18 protein-coding genes and 1 pseudogene are annotated in these 22,960 nt (G+C 70.1%); 10 read left to right on the forward strand and 9 right to left on the reverse strand.

Annotated elements, in window-relative coordinates; genetic code table 11:
• From MQH10_RS13150 to MQH10_RS13160, 3 genes and pseudogenes are all read right to left on the reverse strand, one after another.
• On the reverse strand, nucleotides 1–1,581 hold the full coding sequence (locus MQH10_RS13150) for a pilus assembly protein TadG (RefSeq protein ID WP_242564490.1): 1,581 nt from the start codon (nucleotides 1,579–1,581) through the stop codon (nucleotides 1–3).
• Between the two features lie 99 nt (nucleotides 1,582–1,680).
• Nucleotides 1,681–3,485 (reverse strand): annotated as a pseudogene (locus MQH10_RS27095) (M2 family metallopeptidase).
• Between the two features lie 102 nt (nucleotides 3,486–3,587).
• On the reverse strand, nucleotides 3,588–3,761 hold the full coding sequence (locus MQH10_RS13160; protein ID WP_242564491.1) for a hypothetical protein: 174 nt from the start codon (nucleotides 3,759–3,761) through the stop codon (nucleotides 3,588–3,590).
• Between the two features lie 255 nt (nucleotides 3,762–4,016).
• Between MQH10_RS13160 and MQH10_RS13165 the strand changes: the two genes are divergently transcribed.
• From MQH10_RS13165 to pbpC, 3 genes are all read left to right on the forward strand, one after another.
• Nucleotides 4,017–8,675 carry an alpha-2-macroglobulin family protein gene (locus tag MQH10_RS13165; protein ID WP_336605099.1) on the forward strand — a complete coding sequence of 1,553 codons (4,659 nt, stop codon included), beginning with the start codon at nucleotides 4,017–4,019 and terminating at the stop codon, nucleotides 8,673–8,675.
• Nucleotides 8,672–9,103, forward strand: coding sequence for an alpha-2-macroglobulin family protein (locus MQH10_RS26850; RefSeq protein ID WP_336605100.1), 432 nt, complete (start codon nucleotides 8,672–8,674; stop codon nucleotides 9,101–9,103). Before MQH10_RS13165 ends, MQH10_RS26850 begins: the two co-directional genes overlap by 4 nt.
• Before the next feature lie 211 nt (nucleotides 9,104–9,314).
• Complete coding sequence (gene pbpC / locus MQH10_RS13170; protein WP_242564584.1) at nucleotides 9,315–11,315, forward strand: penicillin-binding protein 1C; 2,001 nt, start codon at nucleotides 9,315–9,317, stop codon at nucleotides 11,313–11,315.
• A gap of 135 nt (nucleotides 11,316–11,450) precedes the next feature.
• Here pbpC and MQH10_RS13175 read toward each other — a convergent pair whose 3' ends face one another.
• A complete protein-coding gene (locus MQH10_RS13175; RefSeq protein WP_242564492.1) occupies nucleotides 11,451–12,068 on the reverse strand; it encodes a carbonic anhydrase in 618 nt (205 codons plus the stop codon).
• Nucleotides 12,069–12,303: 235 nt separating this feature from the next.
• Here MQH10_RS13175 and MQH10_RS13180 point away from each other — a divergent pair, with 235 nt between their 5' ends.
• Nucleotides 12,304–13,323, forward strand: coding sequence for an acyltransferase family protein (locus MQH10_RS13180; RefSeq protein WP_242564493.1), 1,020 nt, complete (start codon nucleotides 12,304–12,306; stop codon nucleotides 13,321–13,323).
• Here the strand turns inward: MQH10_RS13180 and maiA are convergent.
• The 3 genes from maiA to MQH10_RS13195 form a co-directional block, all read right to left on the reverse strand.
• Nucleotides 13,320–13,964 (reverse strand): maleylacetoacetate isomerase, encoded by a 645-nt coding sequence (maiA, locus tag MQH10_RS13185; protein ID WP_242564494.1) that lies wholly within the window; start codon nucleotides 13,962–13,964, stop codon nucleotides 13,320–13,322. The genes MQH10_RS13180 and maiA overlap by 4 nt on opposite strands.
• Nucleotides 13,965–13,966: 2 nt before the next feature.
• Entirely contained in the window at nucleotides 13,967–14,647 is a 681-nt protein-coding gene (locus MQH10_RS13190; RefSeq protein ID WP_242564495.1) for a fumarylacetoacetate hydrolase family protein, read from the reverse strand.
• Nucleotides 14,648–14,735: 88 nt separating this feature from the next.
• A complete protein-coding gene (locus MQH10_RS13195; RefSeq protein WP_242564496.1) occupies nucleotides 14,736–15,329 on the reverse strand; it encodes a DUF4142 domain-containing protein in 594 nt (197 codons plus the stop codon).
• A 101-nt stretch (nucleotides 15,330–15,430) separates the two neighbouring features.
• Between MQH10_RS13195 and MQH10_RS13200 the strand changes: the two genes are divergently transcribed.
• Nucleotides 15,431–16,639, forward strand: coding sequence for a CaiB/BaiF CoA transferase family protein (locus MQH10_RS13200; RefSeq protein WP_242564497.1), 1,209 nt, complete (start codon nucleotides 15,431–15,433; stop codon nucleotides 16,637–16,639).
• On the opposite strand, the gene MQH10_RS26425 is transcribed toward MQH10_RS13200, so the two are convergent.
• Nucleotides 16,636–18,327 carry a M10 family metallopeptidase C-terminal domain-containing protein gene (locus MQH10_RS26425; protein ID WP_272886909.1) on the reverse strand — a complete coding sequence of 564 codons (1,692 nt, stop codon included), beginning with the start codon at nucleotides 18,325–18,327 and terminating at the stop codon, nucleotides 16,636–16,638. The two genes, MQH10_RS13200 and MQH10_RS26425, sit on opposite strands and share 4 nt — an antisense overlap.
• A 218-nt stretch (nucleotides 18,328–18,545) precedes the next feature.
• Between MQH10_RS26425 and MQH10_RS13215 the strand changes: the two genes are divergently transcribed.
• Nucleotides 18,546–19,349 (forward strand): alpha/beta fold hydrolase, encoded by an 804-nt coding sequence (locus MQH10_RS13215; protein WP_242564498.1) that lies wholly within the window; start codon nucleotides 18,546–18,548, stop codon nucleotides 19,347–19,349.
• A 27-nt stretch (nucleotides 19,350–19,376) separates the two neighbouring features.
• Nucleotides 19,377–19,880, forward strand: a complete 504-nt coding sequence (locus MQH10_RS13220) for a GNAT family N-acetyltransferase (RefSeq protein ID WP_242564499.1) — start codon at nucleotides 19,377–19,379, stop codon at nucleotides 19,878–19,880.
• Nucleotides 19,881–19,886: 6 nt separating this feature from the next.
• On the opposite strand, the gene MQH10_RS13225 is transcribed toward MQH10_RS13220, so the two are convergent.
• Nucleotides 19,887–21,287, reverse strand: coding sequence for an HWE histidine kinase domain-containing protein (locus tag MQH10_RS13225; protein WP_242564500.1), 1,401 nt, complete (start codon nucleotides 21,285–21,287; stop codon nucleotides 19,887–19,889).
• 204 nt (nucleotides 21,288–21,491) lie between these two features.
• Here MQH10_RS13225 and MQH10_RS13230 point away from each other — a divergent pair, with 204 nt between their 5' ends.
• The 3 genes from MQH10_RS13230 (at nucleotide 21,492) to MQH10_RS13240 (ending at nucleotide 22,954) form a co-directional block, all read left to right on the forward strand.
• Nucleotides 21,492–21,812: a glycine zipper domain-containing protein gene (locus MQH10_RS13230; RefSeq protein ID WP_242564501.1), complete on the forward strand. Its 321-nt coding sequence runs from the start codon at nucleotides 21,492–21,494 to the stop codon at nucleotides 21,810–21,812.
• A complete protein-coding gene (locus tag MQH10_RS13235; protein ID WP_242564502.1) occupies nucleotides 21,809–22,207 on the forward strand; it encodes a hypothetical protein in 399 nt (132 codons plus the stop codon). The genes MQH10_RS13230 and MQH10_RS13235 overlap by 4 nt, the downstream gene beginning before the upstream one ends.
• A 69-nt stretch (nucleotides 22,208–22,276) precedes the next feature.
• Entirely contained in the window at nucleotides 22,277–22,954 is a 678-nt protein-coding gene (locus MQH10_RS13240; protein ID WP_242564503.1) for a superoxide dismutase, read from the forward strand.
• Nucleotides 22,955–22,960: the final 6 nt, after the last annotated feature.

Raw genomic sequence — 22,960 nt, forward strand, 5'->3', positions numbered from 1 at the left:
TTAGTGTGAGATCCGCAGGGCGTTGATCGAGCCGGCGATGGCGGCGAAGGCGGCGTTCAGGTCGGAGGCCGCCGTGACGTCGTAATATTTGTCGGACGAGGTCGCGCAGCCCTGGAGCAGGGTCTTTGAGCTCGCCGAGACCTGGACGCCCACCGTGTAGATGGTGATGCCCTGGTTCTTCACATTGGTGCAGAGCGCCGTGAAGCGGTCGTTCATCTTGCTGGTGCGGGTGGAGTCCGACCCGCTCGTGATGCCCAGCAGGTTCTGCCAGATATAGCCCAGCCCCTCATAATAGGAGGCGTTGCCGTTCCAGCTGGACGGGTTGGTGTTGGTGTTGTCGCCGTCGGTCATCAGGATGATGATCTTGCGCAGATGGGTCGAGTTATAGGCCGCGCCATCCGCGAAGGGAGCGTTGGGCGACAGGGTGTGCCAGCCCCACACCAGGCCCATGGGCACATTGGTCTCGCCCGTGGCGACCATGGCGTCGATCGCGGTCTTCACCGCCGAGGTGGTGGTGGTCAGCCGGATCACCGGCTGCATGGTGCAGTCCTCATTGGGACCGTCACCGGAACTGGGCGCCGAGGTGTACTTGGCCGAGTTCCTCTGGCGGGTCAGCCAGCTGTTGCTGTTGGTGCCGTCCGACAGATAGTCGTTCTGGTAGCCCCAGTAGCCGGCGCTGGAGTCCGGTTCGTCGGGCCAGAAATAGGGCACGAACATCGTCGCCGGCGTGGACGATGTCGGGGCGGTCTCCTGGATGTCATAGGGCTGCTGGCGGCTCTCCACGCAGCCGGCCCAGGACAGGCCCATCTGCTTCATCAGCTTGAAGCGGTCGGTCTGGACGTCGAAATTGTCGGTGCCCGCCGCCACCTCGGCCTTGGCCTCGGGGTCGAGCCAGGTCGGAATGCCCGTGCCGGAGTGGGTGGTGGTGTTGTAGCTCGACAGGCTGGTGGTCGACTGGACCCGGACCGTCATGGAGAACGGCACCAGGGAGACCTTCAGCGGATCGGTGAGGGTGCTCTGGGCCGCGGCGGTGACCAGGGTGTCGATCAGGTTCTTGGCCGCGGTCTTGGTGTTGGTCAGCTTGGTGCCGGCCATGGAGCCGGTGTTGTCGAGCACCAGGGCCACTTCCAGCCGGTCGAGGGAGCGGACCACCTTGGAATTGGCGGTGATGTTGGCGTGCGGCCAGACCCCCGGGGCGATGGCCGGGGCGGTGATCTCGGCGTAGCCGATCACAGTGTCGCCGCTGAGCGTGAAGTTCGAGGAGACCAGGGTCACGCCGGTGGGCAGGACCAGATTGGCCAGCAGGGCCTTGTCGCCCACCGCGTCGACCGTCGTGGTCGTATTGGCGGTGGAGCGGGCCGCGAACAGGGTGGCGGCGTCGAGCGCGTCCTGCAGCTGGGTGCGCTGGGTCGAGCCCAGATAGATGTCGGCCATGCCCAGCACGATGGGCGTCAGGAGGATCATGGCGACGGCGAAGAACACCGCCGCGGCGCCGCGTTCGTCCCGGGCGCCGGCGCGCAGCCAGCCGAGCAGCGCCTTGCGGCGACTGGTCTTGGTCTGGCTGTTCGACGTCCGACGCACGCTTGCGTCCCCCCGCGGTTAGGAAACTCCGCGGGAGGATCGCCGATCAACGTAAACGAATAGGGCGCCGCGCAGGGTAAACGCGGGGTCCGGGTCGGCTCACCAGCCGCAGTGCTCGCCCTTGTTCTGCTTGGTGAGCCAGACGTTCAGGGGCTGGAAGTACTCGGTCACCGCGCTGGCGTCGGTGGTCTTCTCGCCGGTGAAGGCGGCGAGCGCCTCCGGCCAGGGCTTGGACTGGCCCATGGCCAGCATGGTGTTGAGCTTCTCGCCCACATCCTTGCGGTCATAGACCGAGCAGCGGTGCAGCGGCCCCTTCCAGCCCATCTGCCGGCAGGCGGCGCGCTGGAACTGGAACTCGTAATTATAGGCCAGGAAGTAGCGCATATAGGGGACGCTGGCGGCGATATGGTACTTGGCCGCCGCGTCGAAGGCGTCGGCCGGGCGCGGGCCGGGGGGCGTCAGGCCCTGATATTCCTGCCGCAGCTTCCACCAGGCCTCATTGTAGTGGGCCGGGTCGACCTGGCCGGAGAACACCTCCCACCGCCACTTGTCGATCATCAGGCCGAACGGCAGGAAGGCGATCTTGTCGAGGGCCATCTTCAGCAGGAAGGGGATGTCCTCGCTGTCGCCGGGCACCTGATCCAGCAGGCCGATCTGGTGCAGATAGGTGGGGGTCAGGGCCGACAGGCCGGCGAAGTCGCCCACCGCCTCGTGGAACCCGTCATTGGCGGAGTTCTTGAAGAGATAGGGCTGATCGGAATAGGCGCGCTGGTAGTAGTTGTGCCCGAGCTCGTGGTGGACGGTGTAGAAGTCCTCGGCGTTGGCCTTGAAGCAGGCCTTGATCCGCACGTCGCTCTTGTCGTCCACATCCCAGGCCGAGGCGTGGCAGACCACCTCGCGATCGCGGGGCCGGGTGATCTGGGAGCGTTCCCAGAAGGTCTCCGGCAGGGCGCGAAGCCCAGCGAGGAATAGAAGCCCTCGCCGGTCTTGACCATCTTCACCGGCTCATAGCCGTGCTTGGCCAACAGGTTGTCGAGGCTGTAGCTGGACGTGATCCCCGCAGGCGCCACCACGTCATAGATGTTGCCCCAGGCCTGGGCCCACATATTGCCCAGGAGGTCGGCGCGGATCGGGCCGGTGCGCGGCTGGACCGCGTCGCCGTACTTGGCGTTGAGGCGGGCGCGCACATAGCAGTGCAGGTTCTTGTAGAAGGGCGCCACCTGCTTCCACAACCGGTCGGTCTCGGCCGCGAAGGCGTCGGGGTCCATGTCGTAGTTGGAGCGCCAGAGCGCCCCGGTGTCCTTGAAGCCCAGGCCGCGGGCGCCCTCGTTGGAGAGGGCCGCCAGCTTGGCGTAGTCGTCCTTCATGGGCGGGGCGATGGAGTGCCAGCCCTCCCAGACCGCCTTCAGCTCGGCCGGATCGCGCGAGTGGGCGAGGATGTCCTCGGCGTCGTTCAGGTTCAGGGTCTTGCCCTTGTAGGTGAACTTGCCGGTCGAATAGGTCGAATCCAGCCGCGAGGAGAGCCGGGCCACCTCCGCCGCCGCGCCGGGGCGATCCGGCGCCGGGGTCACCAGATAGAGCTTGAGCAGCTTGAGCTTGCGCGCGGTGACCGGGTCGACCGCCACCCCGTCATAGCGGGCCGCCTGCTTGGCGAAGCCGGTGGCCAGCTCGTTCTGCTGGCCGAGCGCGCGGGCCTCCAGCCACTGGGTGTCCTCGGTGATGTTGGTGGCGCGCACCCAGGAGGACTTGGCGGCGTACTCGCTGAAGGCGGCGAGTTCGGCCTCGGCCTTGTCGACAAAGGCCTTGGCCTCGGCGGGGGTGGGCTTTTCAGGCGGGGTCTGGGCGGCGGCCGAGGTCGCCGCCAGCAGCGCCGCCGAGGCGGCGGCGAGCAGGTGAAGTTTCATGCGAAGGCTGTCCTTGCAGGGGTCGGAGCGCGGCGCGTCCGCGCCGCCATGCCCCGATGGGACCGCCCCGGGCGACGCCCGTCAAGCCGGCTTCGGCCGCGACTAGGCGCGCAGCTCCCGCGCCGCCAGGCGGATGGAGTCCTCGATGGCGGCCTGGGCGTCGGACTGGCTGTAGACCGAGCCGGCGGCCACGGTCTCGCCGTCCTCGTCATAGACGCACCAAGTCCACCCGCTTTCCGCATGGGTCAGCGAATAGGCGAAGGGCTGTTCGGACATGACGGCCTCGCATGGTGCGTTGCAGCAATATGACACTATGACGACTCCAACGCCGGACGCTGTCAAGCGGTTGCGTCCTGTGGCGGCGCCACAAAGCCGGCGCTCGCGGGGGCTGAGACACCGGGATCATCGCGGCCCGGCCACCGGTTTCACGCGCGCTAGATTGACCCCGCCCGCGCTTTCGCGTCCCATCCGCCTGCGACAGACTGTCAGCCGGGAGGGGCCCCATGGCGCCGAGCGACGAGACGCCGAACGATGGCGCGCAAGAACCTCAGGGCGGGCGGATCCGGCCCGCGCGGACCGCGCGCGCACCTGAACGGCGCGCTGCTCACGGCCCGGCAGTGGTATGATCGCGCCCGTCGCAGCCAGGTTCCCGGCCTCGCCGCCGGGGCGGTGATCATCGCGGCCTTCGGCGGCGGCCTCCTGGCCGCCAAGGGGTTCGACGCCCTGACCACGCCGAAGGGTCCCGCCGCCGCCCACCTGGAGCCCGGCGCCGAGGGCTGGTCGCTGTTCGGCAAGCCCCGCTCCGCCGACGCCCCGCGGCGCGGCGTGCCCAAGCCGGAAGGCTTCGCGGTCTGGCGCTCGCGGATCGACACCTCGCGGTCCGAGCCCATGGCCTGCGTCGAGCTGACCCGGCCGCTGGATCCGGCCAAGTCCTATGCCGACTATGTGCTGGTCTCCCCCGATCTAGGCCACAGCCCCGCCGTCTCGGCGAAGGGCTCGGAACTCTGCGTCTCGGGCGTCGGTTTCAATGATCGCCGGGTGACCCTGCTGAAGGGCCTGCCGGCCAAGGGCGGCGAGACGCTGGCGGCCAATGCCGACGTCGATTTCACCTTCGGCGAGAAGCCGCCCTATGTCGGCTTCGCCGGCGAGGGCGTGATCCTGCCCCGCGAGGATTCCGACGGCATCGGCATCGAGACCGTCAATGTCAGCCGCCTCTATGTCGAGGTCTGGCGGGTGGTCGACCGCAATCTGGTGCGCAAGTCGATCAGCGCCCCCGATCCCACCGGCGAGGGCGACTACGCCGACGACTACGGCTCCGACAGCCCCGACGACGAGGGCCGGGTGATCTGGAAGGGCGAGGTCGAGGTGAAGGCCGAGGGCGACGGCGCCCGCACCACCACCGTCTTCCCGCTGGGCGCCGTGCTGAAGGACATGAAGCCCGGCGGCTATGTCATCAAGGCCCGCGACGCCTCCGGCGGCCGCGCCGCCAAGCCGGACGACCCGGGCTATGACTCCAGCCCGCCGGCCCAGGCCCGGCGCTGGGTGATGTTCACCGACATGGCCCTGTCGGCCTATGACGGCTCCGACAGCCTGGACGTGGTGGTCCGCTCCCTGAAGACCGCCCGCATCCTGCCCGGCGTGAAGGTGACGCTGGTCGCCCGCAACGGCGAGGACCTGGCCGCCGCCAAGGCCGACGCCAACGGCCATGTGCGCTTCGACCACGCCCTGCTGGAGGGCGAAGGGTCGGCCGACGCCAAGATGGTGATGGCCTATGGCGCCCAGGGCGACCTGGCCGTGCTGGACCTCGACCGCGCGCCGGTCGATCTCAGCAAGCAGGGCATCGGCGGCCGCACCGCCGACGGCGGCGACGCCTCGACCACGGGCCGGGCCTCGGCCGGGGTAGTCGACGCCTATGTCTATGGCGACCGGGGCATCTATCGGCCCGGCGAGACCGTGCACCTGAACGCCCTGCTCCGCGACCGCGAGGTCAAGGCGGTGAAGGACCGCAAGGGCGCCATCGTGGTGCGCCGTCCCTCCGGCGTGGAGTTCAAGCGCTATCCCTTCGACAGCGCGCCGCAGGGTTCGGTCGGCGCCGACGTGGTGCTGCCCAAGAGCGCGCCGCGCGGCAAGTGGTCGGCGAAGGTGGAGATCGACGGCCTGGAGAAGGCCGCCGGCGAGCTGTCGTTCTCGGTCGAGGACTTCGCGCCCCAGCGGCTGGCGGTCACCGCCACCGGCCAGGAGGGCCGCCCGCTGTCGGCCGGCGAGGCCCGCGCGGTCGAGATCAACGCCCGCTTCCTCTATGGCGCCGCCGGCGCCGGCCTGCAGACCCAGGGCGAGGCCCGGCTGAAGGCCGACCCCGATCCCTTCCCGCAGTTCGAGGGCTATAGCTGGGGCGACCAGGTCTCGCCCTTCGAGGAGAAATATCTCGACCTCGGCCAGACCGTCACCGACGGCGAGGGCCGCGCGGTGGTGACCGTGAAGGCCGACGAGGCGGGCGACACCGCCCAGCCACTGGCCGCGGTGTTCACCGCCTCGGTGTTCGAGCCCGGCGGCCGTCCGGTCCGCGAGGGCCTCGACCTGAAGGTCCGCACCAAGCCGGTCTATCTGGGGGTGAAGGTCGACCAGGGCGACGCCGCCGGAAACGGCGACCCGGTCATCGCGCTGAACATCATCGCCGCCAATGCGGCGGGGCAGAGGATCGCCACCGGCGGGGTCAATTACAGCCTGATCGCCGAGAACTGGGACTATGACTGGTTCCAGCAGGACGGGCGCTGGCAGTGGCGCCGCACCAGCCGCGACGTGGTGGTGCAGAAGGGGTCGCTGAACATCGCAGCCGCCGCGCCGGCCCGCATCGCCCGCAAGCTGGGCTGGGGCGACTATCGCCTGGAGGTCTTCGGCCCCAACGGCGCCAAGACCGTCACCCGCTTCGCCTCCGGCTGGGGGGCGCCGGCCAAGGACGTGGAGGCGCCCGACTTCGTGCGCGTCAGCGCCGGGGCCCGCACCTATGCCCAGGGCGACACGGTCGAGATCACGCTCAAGCCGCCCTATGCGGGCGAGGCCCAGGTGGCGGTCGCCACCGACCGGCTGATCGACCTGAAGACCGTCTCGGTCGGTCCCGGCGGGACCACCGTGCGGCTGAAGACCAACGGCGCCTGGGGCGGCGGGGCCTATGTGCTGGTGAGCGTGGTGCAGCCGCGCGACCCGGTCGCCTCGCCCAAGCCGCGCCGCGCCCTGGGTCTGGTCTATGTGCCGCTGGATCCCAAGGACCGGAAGCTGGCGGTGTCCATCGACACCCCGCCGAAGCTCGATTCCAAGGCCATGATCGAGGTGCCGGTGACCATCAAGGGCGCCGGGTTCGGCGGCCGGGCGCGGGTGACGCTCGCGGCGGTCGACGAGGGCATCCTGCAGCTGACCAAGTTCAAGAGCCCCGATCCGGTGCAGTGGTACTTCGGCAAGAAGGCCCTGACGCTGGACTATCGCGACGACTATGGCCGCCTGCTCGACCCGAACCTGGGCGCGCCGGCCAATGTGAACTTCGGCGGCGACGAGATCGGCGGCGAAGGCCTGACCGTGACCCCGATCAAGACGGTCGCCCTGTGGTCCGGCGTGGTGGAGACCGGGCTCGACGGCAAGACGGTGATCAAGCTGCCCGCCGCCGAGTTCAACGGCGAACTGCGGCTGATGGCCGTGGCCTGGACCGACACCGCCGTGGGCTCGGCCTCCAAGCCGATGACCGTGCGCGAGCCGGTGATCGCCGACCTCTCCCTGCCCCGCTTCCTGGCGCCGGGGGACAAGGCCTTTGCGACGCTGGAGCTGCATAATCTGGAGGGCAAGGTCGGCCAGTACATCGCCGAGCTGTCCTCCGACGGCGGCATCCTCGCCCCGTTCAAGAAGGCGTTCCAGCTGGCGCTCGGCCAGAGGATCGCCGAGCGGATTCCGTTCAACGCACCGCGCGTGGCGGGGATCGGCAAGGTGGGCTTCAAGGTCTCGGGCCCCGGCTTCGTAACCGCCAAGGACTATCCGCTGCAGACGCGGCTGGGCTGGGGCCAGATCACCCGGACCACCATGACGCTGCAGAAGCAGGGCGAGGCCTTCACGCCGACCCCGGATCTGCTGGCGGGCCTGGCGGCGGGCGATGTGACCCTGCAGGTCTCCTACTCGCCGTTCCGCGGCTTCGACCCGGCGCCGATCGCCAGCGCCCTGTCGCACTATCCCTATGGCTGCACGGAACAGACGGTCTCGGCCGCCTATCCCCTGCTCTACGCCCTGGAGGTCGGCGGCGATCCGAAGGTGAAGCGGTCGTCCGCGGCGCTGGCCCAGGCGGTCGGCAAGCTGCTGGACCGCCAGACCCTCGACGGGGCCTTCGGCCTGTGGCGGGTGGGCGACGGCGAGGCGGACGCCTGGCTGGGGGCTTACGCCACCGACTTCCTGATCGAGGCGCGCAACATGGGCGCTCCGGTGCCGCAGGAAGCCATCGACCGGGCCCTGTCGGCCATGCGGCAGATCTCGCGGCCCGACGGCTGGGCCTCGGTCTCCTACCGGCTGGACTATCCCGACTGGTGGGCCGGGTCCCCGGAGGCCTCCAAGAAGGCGACGGCGACCATGCGGTCGCGCGCATCCGCCTACGCGCTGTACGTGCTGGCCAAGGGCGGCAAGGGCGACCTCGCCCGCCTGCGCTGGTGGCATGACGTGCAGATGAAGTCGGAAGCCTCGCCTTTGGCCAAGGCCCAGGTGGGCGCGGGTCTGGCCCTGATGGGCGACCACGCCCGGGCGCGCTCGGCCCTGCGCCAGGCGATCGGGTCCCTGGGCTATCGCGAGGAGAGCGACTGGTACCAGAGCCCGCTGCGCGACCTGGCCGCCGTGATCGCGCTCGCCTATGAGGCGGGCGAGACCGACCTCGCCAGGGGCCTGCAAGGCCGGCTGGAGAACGCGGTCAAGGATCCCGACGCGCTCAACACCCAGGAGCAGGCCCGCCTGCTGGAGGCCGCCCACTACATGCTGCAGGCCACCGGTCCGGTGAAGATCGGCGCGACGGGGGCCATCCCGCTGACCGCCGCCGGCGGCGCCCAGCGCTGGGCGGTGGGCAAGCTGTCGGAGGCGCGCTTCGTCAATAACGGGGCGCCGATCTGGCGGATGGTCACCGTGACCGGGGCGCCGGTGGCGCGCCCGGGGCGATGCAGAACGGGGTGACGCTGTCCAAGCGCCTGGTCGGGTTCACCGGCGGGGCGGTGGACGCCGCGGCGCTTCACCAGGGCGACCGGGTGATCGTGCTGGTCACCGGCCGCTCCAGCCAGGCCCGGACCATGCAGCTGGTGGTGGACGATCCCCTGCCCGCGGGCTTCGAAATCGAGACGGTGCTGGGCCCTGACGACGCCCAGAACGGACCGTTCAAGTTCCTGGGCCAGCTGTCGACCGCCAGCGTCCAGGAGGCCCGCGACGACCGCTATGTCGCGACCATGAACCTGGCGGGCAAGGCGAACTTCGCCTTCGCCTATGTGGCCCGCGCCGTGACGCCCGGGGAGTTCCTGCTCCCCGGCGCCCAGGCCCGCGACATGTACCGCCCGGCGCTGAACGCCCGCACGGCCGTCGGCCGCACGACGATCTCGCCGGGGCCGTGATGACGGACGTCAGTGAGCCTTCTCCCCCTGCGGGAGAAGGTGGCGGCGTAGCCGACGGATGATGGGTCTCGCTCCGTTGTCCGCGCGGCTGCGTGGTGTGTTCCGCAAGGGTCCGAGAGACCCCTCATCCGACCACGCTGCGCGGGGCCACCTTCTCCCGCAAGGGGAGAAGGAGAAGGTGCGGCGGATCACCCTGGCGCTCATCGCCCTGATGGGGGTCGAGACGGCGGTGTTCGCGATCGACGCGGCGTTTCCGCCGGACATGAGCCGGGCCTTGCGGTCCTCGCCGGTCGCCCTGGACCGCAAGGGGGTGTGGCTGCGCGCCCTGCCGGTGGAGGACGGGCGCTGGCGGATCCGCGCCGACCTCAGCCGCACCGACCCGATCTTCCTGAAGCGCCTGGTCGCCGTCGAGGACGCCCGGTTCTGGATCCATACCGGGGTCGATCCCTTCTCCCTGGTCCGGGCGGTGGGCTCGGCGATCATCCATGGTCATCCGACCTCGGGCGCCTCGACGCTCACCATGCAGACGGCCCGCCTGCTGGAGCCGCGGCCCCGGACGATCGGGTCGAAGCTCATCGAGATGGTCCGCGCCGTGCAGATCGAGGCGCGACTGTCGAAGCGCGAGATCCTGGCCCTCTACCTGACGCTCGCCCCCTATGGCAGCAATCTGGAGGGGGTGCGGGCCGCCAGCCTCTCCTATTTCGGCCATGAGCCCGAGACCCTGACCGACGGCGAGCAGGCCCTGCTGATCGCCCTGCCCCAGTCGCCCGAGGTTCGCCGGCCGGACAAGCGCCCCGAGGCCGCCCGCGCCGCCAGGCTGGCCGTCCTGACCAAGCTGATCCGCGCGCACCGCCTGACCGAGGTCGAGGCCTCCGAGGCCGAGAGCGAACTCCTGCCGCCCCGCGCGCCCTTTCCCTCGCTCGCCTGGCATGCGGCGGGGGAGCTGGCGCGCGCGGCGCCGGCCTCCCAGGCCTCGGTGATCTCGACGATCGACGCGGGCCTGCAGACCCGACTGGAGCCGCTGGCGGCGACGGCAGCCCGCAGCCAAGGCCCGGAGAACACCGCTGCGATCCTGGTGATCGAGATCGGCTCGCGGGCCGTGCGCGCCGCCGTCGGCTCCGGCGGCCTGGACCGGCCGGGCGGCTGGATCGACATGACCCGGGCGATCCGCTCGCCGGGATCCAGCCTGAAGCCCTTCATCTACGGCTTCGCCTTCGACGACGGCGTCGCCGCCCCCGACACCGAGCTGGAGGATTCCCCGCGCCGCTTCGCCGACTATCAGCCGGAGAATTTCGACCGGATCTTCCACGGCAAGGTCACGGCGCGGGAGGCCCTGTCCCACTCCCTGAACGTCCCGGCCGTGGAGCTGCTGGACAAGGTCGGGCCCGCCAGCTTCGAGGCGCGGATGGCGGCGGTGGACGTGACCCTGGTGCGCCCCAAGAAGGGGCTGACCGCGCCGGGCCTGGCGATCGCCCTGGGCGGGATCGGCATCTCCCTGCGCGACCTCGCCACCCTTTATGCCGGCCTGGGCGACGGCGGCGTGGTCAAGCCGCTCGCCTGGACGGAAGCCGAGGCCGCCAAGCGGCCGCACCAGGGCGGCGCGCGCCTGATGCGCAGCGAGGCCGCGACCCAGGTGCTGGACATCCTGCGCGAAACCCCGCCGCCGGCCGGGGTGACGGCGGCGGCGCTCACCAAGGGCCGGCCGCTGATGGCCTTCAAGACCGGCACCTCCTACGGCTTCCGCGACGCCGTGGCGGCCGGCGTGGTCGGGCGCTATGTGATCCTGGTCTGGACCGGCCGCGCCGACGGCGGGGCGCGCGGCGGGCTGACGGGACGGGATTCCGCCCTGCCCCTGCTGTTCGACGTCGCCGACCTGCTGGACGCCCCGGCCGCCGCCCCGCGGCCCATCGCGCCCAAGGCAGCGCCCCAGGCGCTCGCCCGGCTGGACCAGGCCACCGAGGGCCCGCGCCTGATCTTCCCGCCGGATGGCTCGACCGTGCAGGTGGAAAGCTATGGGCCGAAATCGCGCGGCCTGGTGCTGGCGGCGGGCGGCGAGAACCTGAGCTGGTACGCCGACGGCGAGCCCCTGGACCGGGACGCGGTCTCGGGACGGGTGGTCTGGCGGCCGCGGGGGCCCGGCTTCTATCGGCTGATGGTCGTCGATGGCGAAGGCCGCCGCGCCAAGGCCCGGGTGCGGGTCAAGGGCGGGTGACAATCCTGCCCCGCGAAGCGGGGAAGGGGGACCGCCCGCAGGGTGGTGGAAGGGGCGAGTTCAGGCGCCGAGCCCGGTCCCGCCCCCTCCACCGCCTTCGGCGGTCCCCCTCCCCCATTTCATGGGGGCGGAGCGCTAGTCGTGCAGCTGGTCCAGGGCCGCCTGGCCCGAGACGGTGACGTTGAGGTCGGTGACCAGGCCGTTGGCGATGGAATAGACCCAGCCATGGACATTGACCTCCTGGCCGCGCGCCCAGGCGTCCTGGACGAAGACGTCGGAGGCGACATTGCGCACCTGGCGGATCACGTTCAGCTCGCACAGCCGGTCCATGCGGGGGCGGCCGTCCTCGATCGCCTCCAGCTCGCAGCGGTGGTCGGCATAGACCTCGCGGATCGGGTGCAGCCAGTGGTCGACCAGGCCGCGGCGCTGACCGTCCACAGCGGCGGCGACGCCCCCGCAGCCATAGTGGCCGACGACCATGACGTGCTTCACCTTCAGGACGTCGATGGCGAACTGCAGGACCGACAGATAGTTGGCGTCCTGGGGCGGGGCGAGATTGGCGACATTGCGGTGGACGAACAGCTCGCCCGGATCGAGGTCGACGATCTCATTGGCCGGCACCCGGCTGTCGGAGCAGCCGATCCACAGATATTCCGGGGTCTGCTGGCCCTCCAGGCGCTTGAAGAAGCCGGGGTCCACGGAGAGCTTGGCGGCCGCCCAGCGGCGGTTGTTGGCCTTCAGGTCCTCAAGCACGTTTGATGTCCGGCTGCTGTTGGGGGAGGGGGCGGCGAAGGATCCGTCCGCCGATCGCCGGGGGCCTATAGCACCGGGCGGAAGGGTCGCGAAAGTCACCGTAGGGGCATGGCGCGGCCGCGGGGGATCCGGCCGCTAATCTCTCGTGAATGAACACCGGCCATGATCTCCGTCCTTGAGGTCCCGGCGTCTGAAACGCCTGAGCGGCCGCTTTGGTCGGGCGGAGACGGACCCCATGCCCCAGCGCAAGTTCCAGACCCTGGACGGTCTGCGCGGGCTGGCCGCCGCCGCCGTGGTCATGTTCCACCTGCACCACTTCTTCCCCGGCATCTGGCGACCGGTGAGCGCCTATCTGGCGGTGGACCTGTTCTTCGCGCTCAGCGGCTTCGTCCTGGCCGAGGCCTATTCCCGAAAGCTGGACGAAGGGTTGTCGTTCCGGGCCTTCATGACCAAACGGCTGGCGCGGCTTTGGCCGCTCTATGCGCTGGGTCTGGCGATCGCCGCCCTGCCCCTGGGGATCCGCGTCGCCCTGGGCCAGGCGCCCGCCGGAGATCTGACGCCGATCCTGCCCGCCGCCCTGATGCTGCCCTGGCCAAGTCGCGACGGATTGCTCTATCCGCTGAACATCGCCGCCTGGTCGCTGTTCTTCGAACTGATCGCCAACGCGCTGATGGTCCTGGTCTGGCGATGGCTCAGCCGCGAAGTCCTGACGGCGATCGTGGTCCTGAGCGCTATCGGCCTGGCGGCGTCGGCGCTCACCTACGGGTCACTGGATTTCGGCTTCACCCTGGACGGCGCCCCGACCGCGCCCGCCCGGGTGATGTTCTCGTTCTTCCTGGGCCTGCTGATCTGGCGGGCCGCGCCCGCAGCCCCCAGGATTTCGCCCTGGTTTCCGGTGCTGGGCCTGGCCCTGATCCTGGTCTGCGCGCCTGGCCCGGCGCTGCGCCCGGCCTTCGACATGCTGGCGGTGACAATGATGCTGCCGGCCCTGCTTTGGCTGGGCGCGGCCGCAGAACCCGGCCCGCGCAGCTTGCCGCTGTTCGAGGCCGCGGGCGCCGCCTCCTACGCCGTCTATGTGACCCATGTCCCGATCATGAACGGGGTCAGCCGGACCCTGGACGCCCGGACCCATCTGGATCGCGGGGCGGTGGGCACCGGCGCCGCCCTAGCCGTACTGGCCGCCCTGCTGGTCCTGGCCTGGGGGCTGAACGCCGGGGATGTGGGCCTGAGGCGTCGGCTGGCGCGCCCCGCCTAGACCGGCTTGGCGTCCGGCTGCCGATCGGGGTGGGCGGCCTGGAAGGCCGGATGCTCGGCCGCCGCCTCGGCCACCGCCCGGATCGCCGGATAGGGGGCGAGGTCGACCTCGAACCGGCGGGCGGAATAGACCTGCGGGATCAGGGTGCAGTCGGCGAGGGTGGGCGTGTCGCCATAGGAGAAGCCCTTGCCGTGCTTGGCGATCATCGGCTCCAGCGTATTGAAGCCGTCGACGATCCAGCGCTCGGTCCATTTGGACCGCCGCACTGGGCTGACGTCCATCGCCTCTAGCGCCCGGCCGACCCGGGTGTTGTTGAGCGGGTGGATGTCGCAGGCCACCACATCGGCCATGGCGCGGACGCGGGCGCGGGCCAGGGGGGCGGCGGGCAGCAGGGCGGGATCGGGATAGGTCTCGTCCAGCCATTCCAGGATCGCCAGGCTCTGGGTCAGGACCTCGCCGTCCTCCAGGACCAGGGCCGGGGTCAGGCGCTGGGGGTTGACGGCGCGATAGGCGGCCTGATGCTGCTGGCCGGCGACCAGGTCGACGGGGACATAGTCATAGGCCACGCCCTTGAGGGCCAGGCCGATGCGCACCCGGTAGGGGGCCGTGGCCCGCCAGGCGCTGTAGAGGGTGAGGGTCATGCTCAGACCACCGCGAAGGCGAGCTGGCCGACGCCTTCGATCTCGCCGGTGACCTTGTCGCCGGCCTTCAGCGGACCGACGCCTTCCGGCGTGCCGGTATAGATCAGGTCGCCGGGCGCCAGCGTCCAGAGCTTGGAGGCCTCGGCGATGATCTCGGCGACGTTCCAGATCATGTCAGCGACCACGGCGTCCTGCTTCACCTGGCCATTGACCGAGATCGAGATGCGGCCCTGGGGCGCGGGACCCGACCACTTGCGGATCGCCGAGATGGGGGCCGAGGCGTCGAAGGCCTTGGAGGCCTCCCAGGGCTGGCCCTTGTCCTTGGCGGCGTTCTGCAGGTCGCGGCGGGTGAGGTCGACCCCGACCGCATAGCCGTAGACGTGGTCCAGGGCGGTCTCGACCGAGATGCCGGCGCCGCCGCTCTTCAGCGCGATCACCAGCTCGATCTCGTGGTGCAGGTTGCCGGTGGCGGACGGATAGGGGACGTCGCCGCCCGGCGGGACCAGGGCGTCGGCGGGCTTGGAGAAGAAGAACGGCGGATCGCGGTCGTCGCCGCCCATCTCGCGGCGGTGGGCGGCGTAGTTGCGCCCCACGCACAGGACCCGGCGGACCGGGAACAGGGCGGTCTCGCCCTCGACGGGAACGGTGGCGGGCGCGGGCGGCGCGATCACGAAGGAGGTCATGTTCCGCCCTTACGCCCGCCTTCGGGCCTTGTGAACCCCTGCCCCCGCCGGCGCGCGCGGCGCCGGGGGGACCGGGGCGCGGAAGGCCTTACTTCACGCCGTCTTTCAGGGTCTTGGCCATGTCCAGATGCTTCTGGACCTTGGGCGCCGTGGCGGCCGCGAAGGCCTTGATGGCCGGGACGTCGCCGTCCTCGGCGTAGCGTTGCAGGAGGTTCAGGGCCGACTGGTGGGCGTCGACCTGACCGTCCATGTAGGTCTTGTCGAAGTCCTTGGCGTCGGCCTTGTTCAGGTCCTTGATCTTGCCGGCCATGTCGTCGTTCAGGGCCGCGGGCGGGGTCAGGGCCTGGCCGGACTCGGTGATCGCCTTGCCGAGCGCCGCGCTGGTGGCGGTGTGGGCGGTGATCATCTCCTTGGCGAAGGCCTTGACCTGCGGATTGGTCGCGCGGGTCTCAGCGATCTTGGCGGCCTCGATCTCGAACATGTCGCTCTGGCCGGCCTTTTCGACGAACACCGGGGCGGTGGATTCGTTGGCGGGGGTGGGCACGGTCGCGGCCGGATTGGCGTCCGGGGTGGCCGCCTGTTCATTGGGGGTGGCGGCGCCCTTGGTCTCGGGGGCCTTGCTGCAGGCGCCGAGCGTGAGGGCGCAGATCGCCGCGCCCGCGATAAGCAGGGTACGAGTCATGGATAGCTCCAATAGGTTGACAGACGGAGGGTCAGGCGGCTCCACACGGAAGCCTTGATCTAGAAACTCACGCCCCCGTGATCTGTTCCGGAGCTTCTGCAATGACCGACGCTGCGCCTGGCCCGCTGTCCGACCTCAAGGTCGTCGAGATGGGCACCCTCATCGCCGGGCCGTTCTGCGGCCAGATCCTCGGCGATTTCGGCGCCGACGTGGTCAAGATCGAGGATCCGAAGTCGGGCGACCCCATGCGCCAGTGGGGCCGCAGCCTGCCCAAGGGACTTTCGCCCTGGTGGCCGGTGATCGGGCGGAACAAGAAGTCGGTCTGCCTGGACCTGCGCACGCCCGAGGGCCGGGAGCTGGCGGGCGAGCTGATCGCCGGCGCCGACATCCTGATCGAGAACTTCCGCCCCGGCGCCATGGAGAAGTGGGGCATGGACTATGCGGCCCTGTCGGCGCGCAATCCGCGGCTGATCATGGCGCGCATCTCCGGCTTCGGTCAGACCGGCCCCTATGCCCAGCGCGCCGGCTACGGCCTGATCGGCGAGGCCATGGGCGGCTTGCGGCACGTGACCGGCGAACCCGACCGGCCGCCGGCCCGGGCCGGCATTTCGATCGGCGACAGCCTGACGGCCATGCACGCCTTCATGGGGATCACCATGGCCCTGCACGCCCGGGAACGCACCGGCCGCGGCCAGGTGATCGACGCGGCCCTCTATGAGAGCGTGCTGTCGGTGATGGAGAACCTGGTCACCGAATATGACCTGACCGGCTATGTGCGCGAGCGCTCGGGCTCGATCCTGCCCGGCATCGCGCCGTCGAACGTCTATCCCTGCCAGGGGGAGGACATGATCCTGATCGGCGGCAATGGCGACAATGTCTTCGCCCGCCTGGCCGAGGTGATGGGCCAGGCCGAGCTGGCCAAGGACCCGCGCTTTGTCGACCACGCCTCGCGCGGGACCAACCAGGCCGAACTGGACGGCATTGTCGCGGCCTGGACCCGGACCTTCGCCCTGCCCGACCTCCTGGCCCTGCTGGAGGCCAAGGGCATTCCCTGCGGCCGGGTGTTCCGCGCCCCAGACATGCTGGAGGACCCGCAGTATCAGGCCCGCGAGGCGATCATCGAGACGGACCATCCGGTGTTCGGCCGCATCAAGATGCAGAACGCCTTCCCGAAGCTGTCCGAAACGCCCGGCAAGGTGCGCTGGCCGGGCCCCACGCTCGGCCAGCATACGGACGAAGTGCTGGGCGCGCTGCCCGGCGCCGACGCCGCGCGCCTGGCCGCCCTGCGGACCAAGGGCGTAATCGCCTAGCCGACGCCGATCCAGCCATTGGGCAGGGTCGAGAGCGTCACCCCGACCAGGATCATCTGGTCGCCATTGCCCATGTCGATGACGGTGTCCGCGCCGACCTGGGACAGGGTGTAGGCCGTGCCCGGATCGAGCTGGACGTGGTCGCCCTCGGCCAGGGAGAAATCGATCACCCGATCAATGCCTGCGCCCGAGAAGGAGCGGAAGGTGTCCGCGCCGGCCCCGCCGCTGATCGTGTCATTGCCCCGGTCGCCATAGATCAGGTCGTTGCCGGCCCCGCCGGAGACGCTGTCATTGCCCTGGCCGCCGCGCACCCAGTCATTGCCGTCCCCGCCACTGATCGTGTCGTCGCCGAGGTTGCCGTAGACGATGTCGTTTCCGGCGTCGCCATAGAGGACGTCATTGTCCTTGCCGCCCACCACCCAGTCGTCGCCGAGGTTGCCGTGGGCCGTGTCATTGCCGGCGTTGCCGTTGATGTCGTCGAAGCCCGAGCCGCCGGAGATGGAATCGTTGCCATCCTCGCCGCGCAGATAGTTGGAGCCCGAGGTGTCGCTGATGGTGTCGGCCCCGGCGCCGCCGGCGATGGAATCCGCCCCGCCGCCGCCCTGCAGCACATTGTCGAGGCTGTTGCCGCTGATGGTGTCCGCGCCGGAGCCGCCGATGGCGTTCTCGATGTCGGCGCCCTGGGCGATCGCCACATTGCCGATCAGGCCCCCGACATTGGAGAAGAAGCCCTGGCGCAGGTCGATGAGCTGGTTGGAGGCGTAGCCCGAGAAGTCGAAGGTGTCGTTGCCGCCCGCGTCCCAGACCGCGAAGATCAGGCGCCCGTTGCTGGCGTCGAACCAGCTGCGGTCGGCGGTGGAATGGAAACCGTAGACCGTGTCCCCCGTACGGGTGGCCATATTGGCCCCGTATTCCAGCTGGGCCGCGGCGATGTCGTCCAGCAGGGGCACGGAGGCGTAGCCGCCCGCGTAATTGGCGCCGGTGTTGGACTCGTTGAAATAGCTCATCACCGTGTACTGCCGATCGTCCTCATAATAGCTGGCGTCGGCGGAGTAGGTGATCGTGGCGTTGGCGTCCGAGCTGGCGTCGTATTTGCTCGGGTGGTCGAGGCCGATGGTGTGGCCGATCTCGTGGACCAGGACCATGCCGCCGTAATTGTTGCTGGTCGGCGCGGCGTTGTAGCTGAGCGTATTGTTCACCCAGACGTCGCCGGAGGATGAGGTGAAGCTCGTCGAGCCCGGCATATAGGCGAAGGCTGCCGAGCCGGATTCCCCGGTCGAATAATTGCCGAACAGGATCGAGGCCTGGTCCGAATAGGCGGCGTCCCCGACATCGCCCGTGCCCACGCGCATGAAGCGGATGTTCGCGACATCGGACCAGGCGAGCAGGGCCTTTTCCGCCTGGTCGATCTGGGCGGTGGAGAAGCGGGTGAAGCCGCCGGTGTCGGACGGCATGGTCGTCGGTTCGGTGGCCCGGAACGCGTAGGTGACCGTGAAGCCGACGCCCAGGGCGTAGGACCACCCCGGTGCGCCGCCGACCAGGTTATTGGCCGCATGGTCGATGGTGTAGCTGATCTTGCCGTTGGACGCGGTCCCGTCCCGGGCGTCGGCGTTCAGATAGCCGAGGGGGGTGGGATCTTCGAAGACGGTCGCTGCGGCGAAGACATCGGACGACGGTTCAAGGGACATGAGACTCACCAGACACGCCCGCTCAAACCACCATGCGAGGCCCTAATGAAGTCCTATTATTCGCCCCAGGCGTGCGCAAGCGGGGCCATTCAATCCTCTGCGCGCACGTCCTATTTGTCCCGGGGCGGCCGCCTGGGCCGCACCCTTGATCCCGAATGGGCTTGGCCGGGGCGCGAGTCCCGCCCATCATCCGCCCTCCCTTCGCCGGAGACCGGTCCATGCCCTTCGCCGCCACGCCCAGCCTCAATCTCTACTATGAGCGCGCCGGGGCGGGAGAGCCGCTGCTGTTCATCTCCGGCACGGGCGGAGACCTGCGCAACAAGCCCAATGTGTTCGACGGCCCCCTGGCCCGGGCCTTCGACGTGCTCGCCTATGACCAGCGCGGTCTGGGCCAGTCGGACAAGCCCGACCAGACCTACAGCATGGCCGACTACGCCGACGACGCCGCGGCCCTGATGGACGCGATCGGCTGGGAGACGGCCCATGTGGTGGGGGTCTCGTTCGGCGGCATGGTCGCCCAGGAATTCGTCCTGCGTCATCCGCAGCGGGTGCGCCGTCTGGTGCTGGCCTGCACCTCGCCGGGCGGGGCGGGCGGCGCCTCCTTCCCGTTCCACGAGATCGATCACCTGCAGGGCGAGGCCCGCGCCCGACACCTGGCGCCGATCTCCGACACCCGGCAGGACGCCGCCTGGCAGGCGGCCAACGCCGAGCTGTTCGCCCAGATCATCGCCATGACCGCGACCGATCCCTTCGCCGGCGAACCTGGCCGCGTCGAGGGCGCGCGCCGCCAGCTGGAGGCCCGGTCGCACCACGACGTCTGGGACCGCCTGCCCCGGGTCAAGACCCCTACCCTGATCGCCGCGGGCCGGTTCGACGGCATCGCCCAGCCCCAGGCCCAGCTCAATCTCGCGATTCAGATTCCCGGCTCGACCCTGCGGTTCTTCAAGGGCGGCCACATGTTCATGATCCAGGACCGCAACGCGACCCCGGCCATGATCGATTTCCTGAACGGAAAGGCCTAGGGGCCCGCCCCGGGACGGGAGGCGCCGATGATCGAGACCGCTCGGCTGAGGCTGCGTCCGTGGACCGACGACGATGCGCCGGCCTTCGCCGCCCTGCACGCGGACCCCGAGGTGATGTGGGACGCGCATCGCCCGCTGACGCGCGCCGAAAGCGACGCGAAGCTCGCGCGCTATCGCCAGGTGTTCGACGCCCGGGGCTTTTCGCGGTTCGCCATGACCGATCGCGACGGCGAGTTCCTGGGCTATGTGGGTCTGCTCCCGATCCCGGCAGGGCATGTGCTGGGCGAGGGCGTTGAAATCGGCTGGCGACTTCGCCGCGCCGCCTGGGGCTTCGGCTATGCGTCGGAAGGCGCGCGCGCGGTGCTCGACGACGCCCGGTCCGCCCATGGCCGGGCCGGGGTGTTCAGCTACACCGCGCCGGATAACCTCCGGTCGCAGGCGGTCATGGCGCGGATCGGTCTTGTTCGGGCGAGCGACCTGGATTTCACCGCGACGGACGGTTGGGTCGGCTGGGTCTGGCGGACGCCTTAGAGGCGCCTACCGAGCCCGCAGCAGGCTCGCCACCGCGGCGGCGACCTGGGTCACGTCATAAGGCTTGCGGATGATGGGCGCGTCGAAGCCGCCGGGGGCGCCGCCGGTGTCGCCATAGCCGGTGGCGAAGACGAAGGGCACGCCGCGGGCGGCCAGCACCTCGGCCACGGGCATCACCGAGCGGCCGTTGAGATTGGCGTCCAGCACGGCGGCGTCGATCGGCTGGTCCAGCAGGGCGATCGCCTCCTCCAGCTCATAGGCCGGGCCGATCACCACCGCGCCGGCCTCGGACAGGCCGGTCTCCAGCTCCATGGCCAGCAGGACGGCGTCCTCGACGATCAGCACGCGGGCGCCGCGCAAATCGGCGTCCTCGGCGTCGACGGGGGGCAGGACGGCGGCGCGCGCGGCCGGCGCGCTGGGCACCGTATCCGGGCGCTCGACCACCGCCTGGTCGCCGGCCGACAGGCGGACCCGGACGCCGGAGGCGGGGTATTCGATCTTCACCTCGCCGTTCAGCTCGCGGCCGGTCACCTGCTCCAGCAGGGTGGAGCCGAAGCCGAGGTGCTTGGGCGCCTGGACGGTCGGGCCGCCGGTCTCGGTCCAGGTCAGCTCGAAGCCGTTCTCCGAGCGCCGCACCCAGCGCAGATAGACCCGACCATGCTCGGTGGAGAGGGCGCCGAACTTCAGCGCATTGGTGGCCAGCTCGTGCAGGGCCAGCGACAGGGCGTTGGCGGCCCTGGGCGTGAGGAACAGTTCCGGCCCGTCCCAGCGGGTCTGGCCCGGCGCGATGCCGCCCAGCTCGGCGGCGGCCAGGTGGGCGATGGCGGCGCCGCGCCAGCGGGCGGCCGTCAGCAGCTCATTGGCCGAGGCCATGGACTTCAGCCGGCCGGCGAAGGTGGTGAGGAAGCTTTCGAGCGAGGTCGTGCGCCGGGCGGTCTGCTGGGCCAGCGTCTGGACCGCGGCCAGCACGTTCTTCACCCGGTGGTCCAGCTCGGCCATCAGGGTCTGGCGCTGGTCTTCCTCGGTCTTGCGTTCGGTGATGTCCTGGACCACGCCGCAGACGGCGCGCGGCTTGCCGGCGTCGTCGCGAACCAGGTCCCCGCTGGACTTCAGCCAGATCGTCGGGCGGCCGGGGCCGGGGGCCAGCCGGTATTCCACCTCGTAGCGGCCCTCGGCGCGCAGGCCCTTCTCGACGGTCGCCTGGATCGCGGCGCGGTCGTCGGGGTGGATGTAGCTGTAGAGGGTCTCGCCGCCCGCCGCGGGCACGCTTCCGGCCGGCACGCCGGTGATCGCCGACATGCGCGCGCTGGTGATGAGAAGGTCGCGCTCCATGTCCCACTCGAACTCCCCGAGCCGGGCGGCGTTGAGTGCGAGTTCGAGGCGCTTGGCTTCCAGACTATGGTCCACGGCCGCGCTTGGCATGTTCGGGAGCATAAAACTTTGTTCGAGCCGACGCGATAGTAACTCATGGTTGAGGCCAGGATATTATTCCCAGGGCTCCCCGCCAGCTTTGCCACGATTTGGGAACCAGCCTATTGTAAAGATGTTGAGGCAGTGCTCCCCCACCGCCCGCAAGGTCGCCTTGCGGTCCCACGCCATTGGAGATTTCTCATGACCGCCACCGCTGACAAGGCCGCCGCCGACGCCAAGGCCGCGGCCCAATCGGTCGCCGAAGCCGCCAGCCATCTCGCCGCCCAGACCGAGAAGAGCTTCGCGGAAGCCGCCAAGCGCTTCGAAAAGGTCGTGAGCGAGGGCGTCGAGCAGATCCGCGCCCAGTCGCGCACCTATGCCGACGGCGCCGGCCAGCACCTGGACGAAGCCCAGCGCTACACCGTCGAGAAGATCCGCGAGAAGCCGCTGCTGGCGGCCGGCGCGGCGCTCGGCGTCGGCCTGCTCGTCGGCCTTCTGCTGGCCAGCGGCCGCGACCGTTGATCCTGAAGAAGGCGATCCAGATCGCCTGCGCCGTCGCCGCCCTCTCGGCGGCGTCGGCGGTGGGCGTTGTGGCGGCGGCCTTCGCCGTCTATGCGGCCCTGCGCCCGATGATCGGCCCGGCCTGGGCGGCCGCAGCCGTCTGCGCGCTCGCCGCGGCCATGATCGGCCTGGGCGGACTGATCGCGGCCCTGGCCGCCAATCCGCCGCGCTTCAAGAAGCCCGTGGCCGAAGAGAAGGACCTGGTCTCGCGCCTGATCGAGCTGGCCCGGGACAAACCGCTCGTCGCGGCCAGCGCGGTGCTGGCGGCCGGAGCGGTGGCCTTCAAGAACCCCAAGGTCACGGCGGCCATCGTCAGCGCCTTCATGGCCGGGCGGAACGCCACGCCGAAGAAATAGTCGAACCAATCCGACCCTGCCGGGTTTCCGAGGGGCGCGCGCTTTGCGCCTTCCTATCGGAAACCCGTCATGTTCCAGCTTCCCGACCTGCCCTTCGACCACGCCGCGCTTGAGCCCGTGATCTCGCGCGAGACGATGCATCTGCATCACGACAAGCATCACAAGACCTATATCGACACCCTGAACGCCCTGGTCGCCGAGCGCGGCATGGCGCCCGACAGCCTCGAGGGCCTGATCGCCCAGGCCCAGGGCGACCCCGCCCAGGCCAAGCTGTTCAACAACGCCGGCCAGGCCTGGAACCACGCCTTCTTCTGGGAGGCCCTGTCGCCCCGCCGCCAGACGCCGGAGGGCGATCTCGCCCAGGCCGTCGCCAAGGCCTTCGGCGACCTGGCGGGGCTGAAGACCGCCCTGGTCGAGGCGGGCGCGGGTCACTTCGGCTCGGGCTGGGTCTGGCTGGCCGCCGAGGGCGCACAGCTGAAGGTGGTCGCCACCCATGACGGCGCGCCCCTGATCGTCGAGGCCGGCCTGACGCCGCTCCTGGTCTGCGACCTGTGGGAGCACGCCTATTATCTGGACCACAAGAACGACCGGAAGGGCTTCCTCGGCGCCTGGTTCGACGCCCTGCCGAACTGGAGTTTCGCTGAGGCCCAGTACGCCGCGGCGACGGGCGCCGGAACGGCCTGGCGCTTTCCGCTGCAGGGGGCGAGCGACCCCGGAACGGCCGCCCCCAGCGCGCGTTCAGTCTAGGTTCGA

The organism is Phenylobacterium aquaticum (assembly GCF_022695515.1).
Taxonomy (GTDB): Bacteria; Pseudomonadota; Alphaproteobacteria; order Caulobacterales; family Caulobacteraceae; genus Phenylobacterium; species Phenylobacterium aquaticum.

Excerpts from the sequence above, each read along its gene's own strand:
- MQH10_RS13160 (WP_242564491.1), bottom strand. The coding sequence starts at position 3,761 with ATGTCCGAACAGCCCTTCGCCTATTCGCTGACCCATGCGGAAAGCGGG.
- MQH10_RS13165 (WP_336605099.1), top strand. The coding sequence starts at position 4,017 with ATGGCGCGCAAGAACCTCAGGGCGGGCGGATCCGGCCCGCGCGGACCG.
- pbpC (WP_242564584.1), top strand. The coding sequence starts at position 9,315 with ATGGGGGTCGAGACGGCGGTGTTCGCGATCGACGCGGCGTTTCCGCCG.
- MQH10_RS13180 (WP_242564493.1), top strand. The coding sequence starts at position 12,304 with ATGCCCCAGCGCAAGTTCCAGACCCTGGACGGTCTGCGCGGGCTGGCC.
- maiA (WP_242564494.1), bottom strand. The coding sequence starts at position 13,964 with ATGACCCTCACCCTCTACAGCGCCTGGCGGGCCACGGCCCCCTACCGG.
- MQH10_RS13190 (WP_242564495.1), bottom strand. The coding sequence starts at position 14,647 with ATGACCTCCTTCGTGATCGCGCCGCCCGCGCCCGCCACCGTTCCCGTC.
- MQH10_RS13195 (WP_242564496.1), bottom strand. The coding sequence starts at position 15,329 with ATGACTCGTACCCTGCTTATCGCGGGCGCGGCGATCTGCGCCCTCACG.
- MQH10_RS13200 (WP_242564497.1), top strand. The coding sequence starts at position 15,431 with ATGACCGACGCTGCGCCTGGCCCGCTGTCCGACCTCAAGGTCGTCGAG.
- MQH10_RS26425 (WP_272886909.1), bottom strand. The coding sequence starts at position 18,327 with ATGTCCCTTGAACCGTCGTCCGATGTCTTCGCCGCAGCGACCGTCTTC.
- MQH10_RS13215 (WP_242564498.1), top strand. The coding sequence starts at position 18,546 with ATGCCCTTCGCCGCCACGCCCAGCCTCAATCTCTACTATGAGCGCGCC.
- MQH10_RS13220 (WP_242564499.1), top strand. The coding sequence starts at position 19,377 with ATGATCGAGACCGCTCGGCTGAGGCTGCGTCCGTGGACCGACGACGAT.
- MQH10_RS13230 (WP_242564501.1), top strand. The coding sequence starts at position 21,492 with ATGACCGCCACCGCTGACAAGGCCGCCGCCGACGCCAAGGCCGCGGCC.
- MQH10_RS13240 (WP_242564503.1), top strand. The coding sequence starts at position 22,277 with ATGTTCCAGCTTCCCGACCTGCCCTTCGACCACGCCGCGCTTGAGCCC.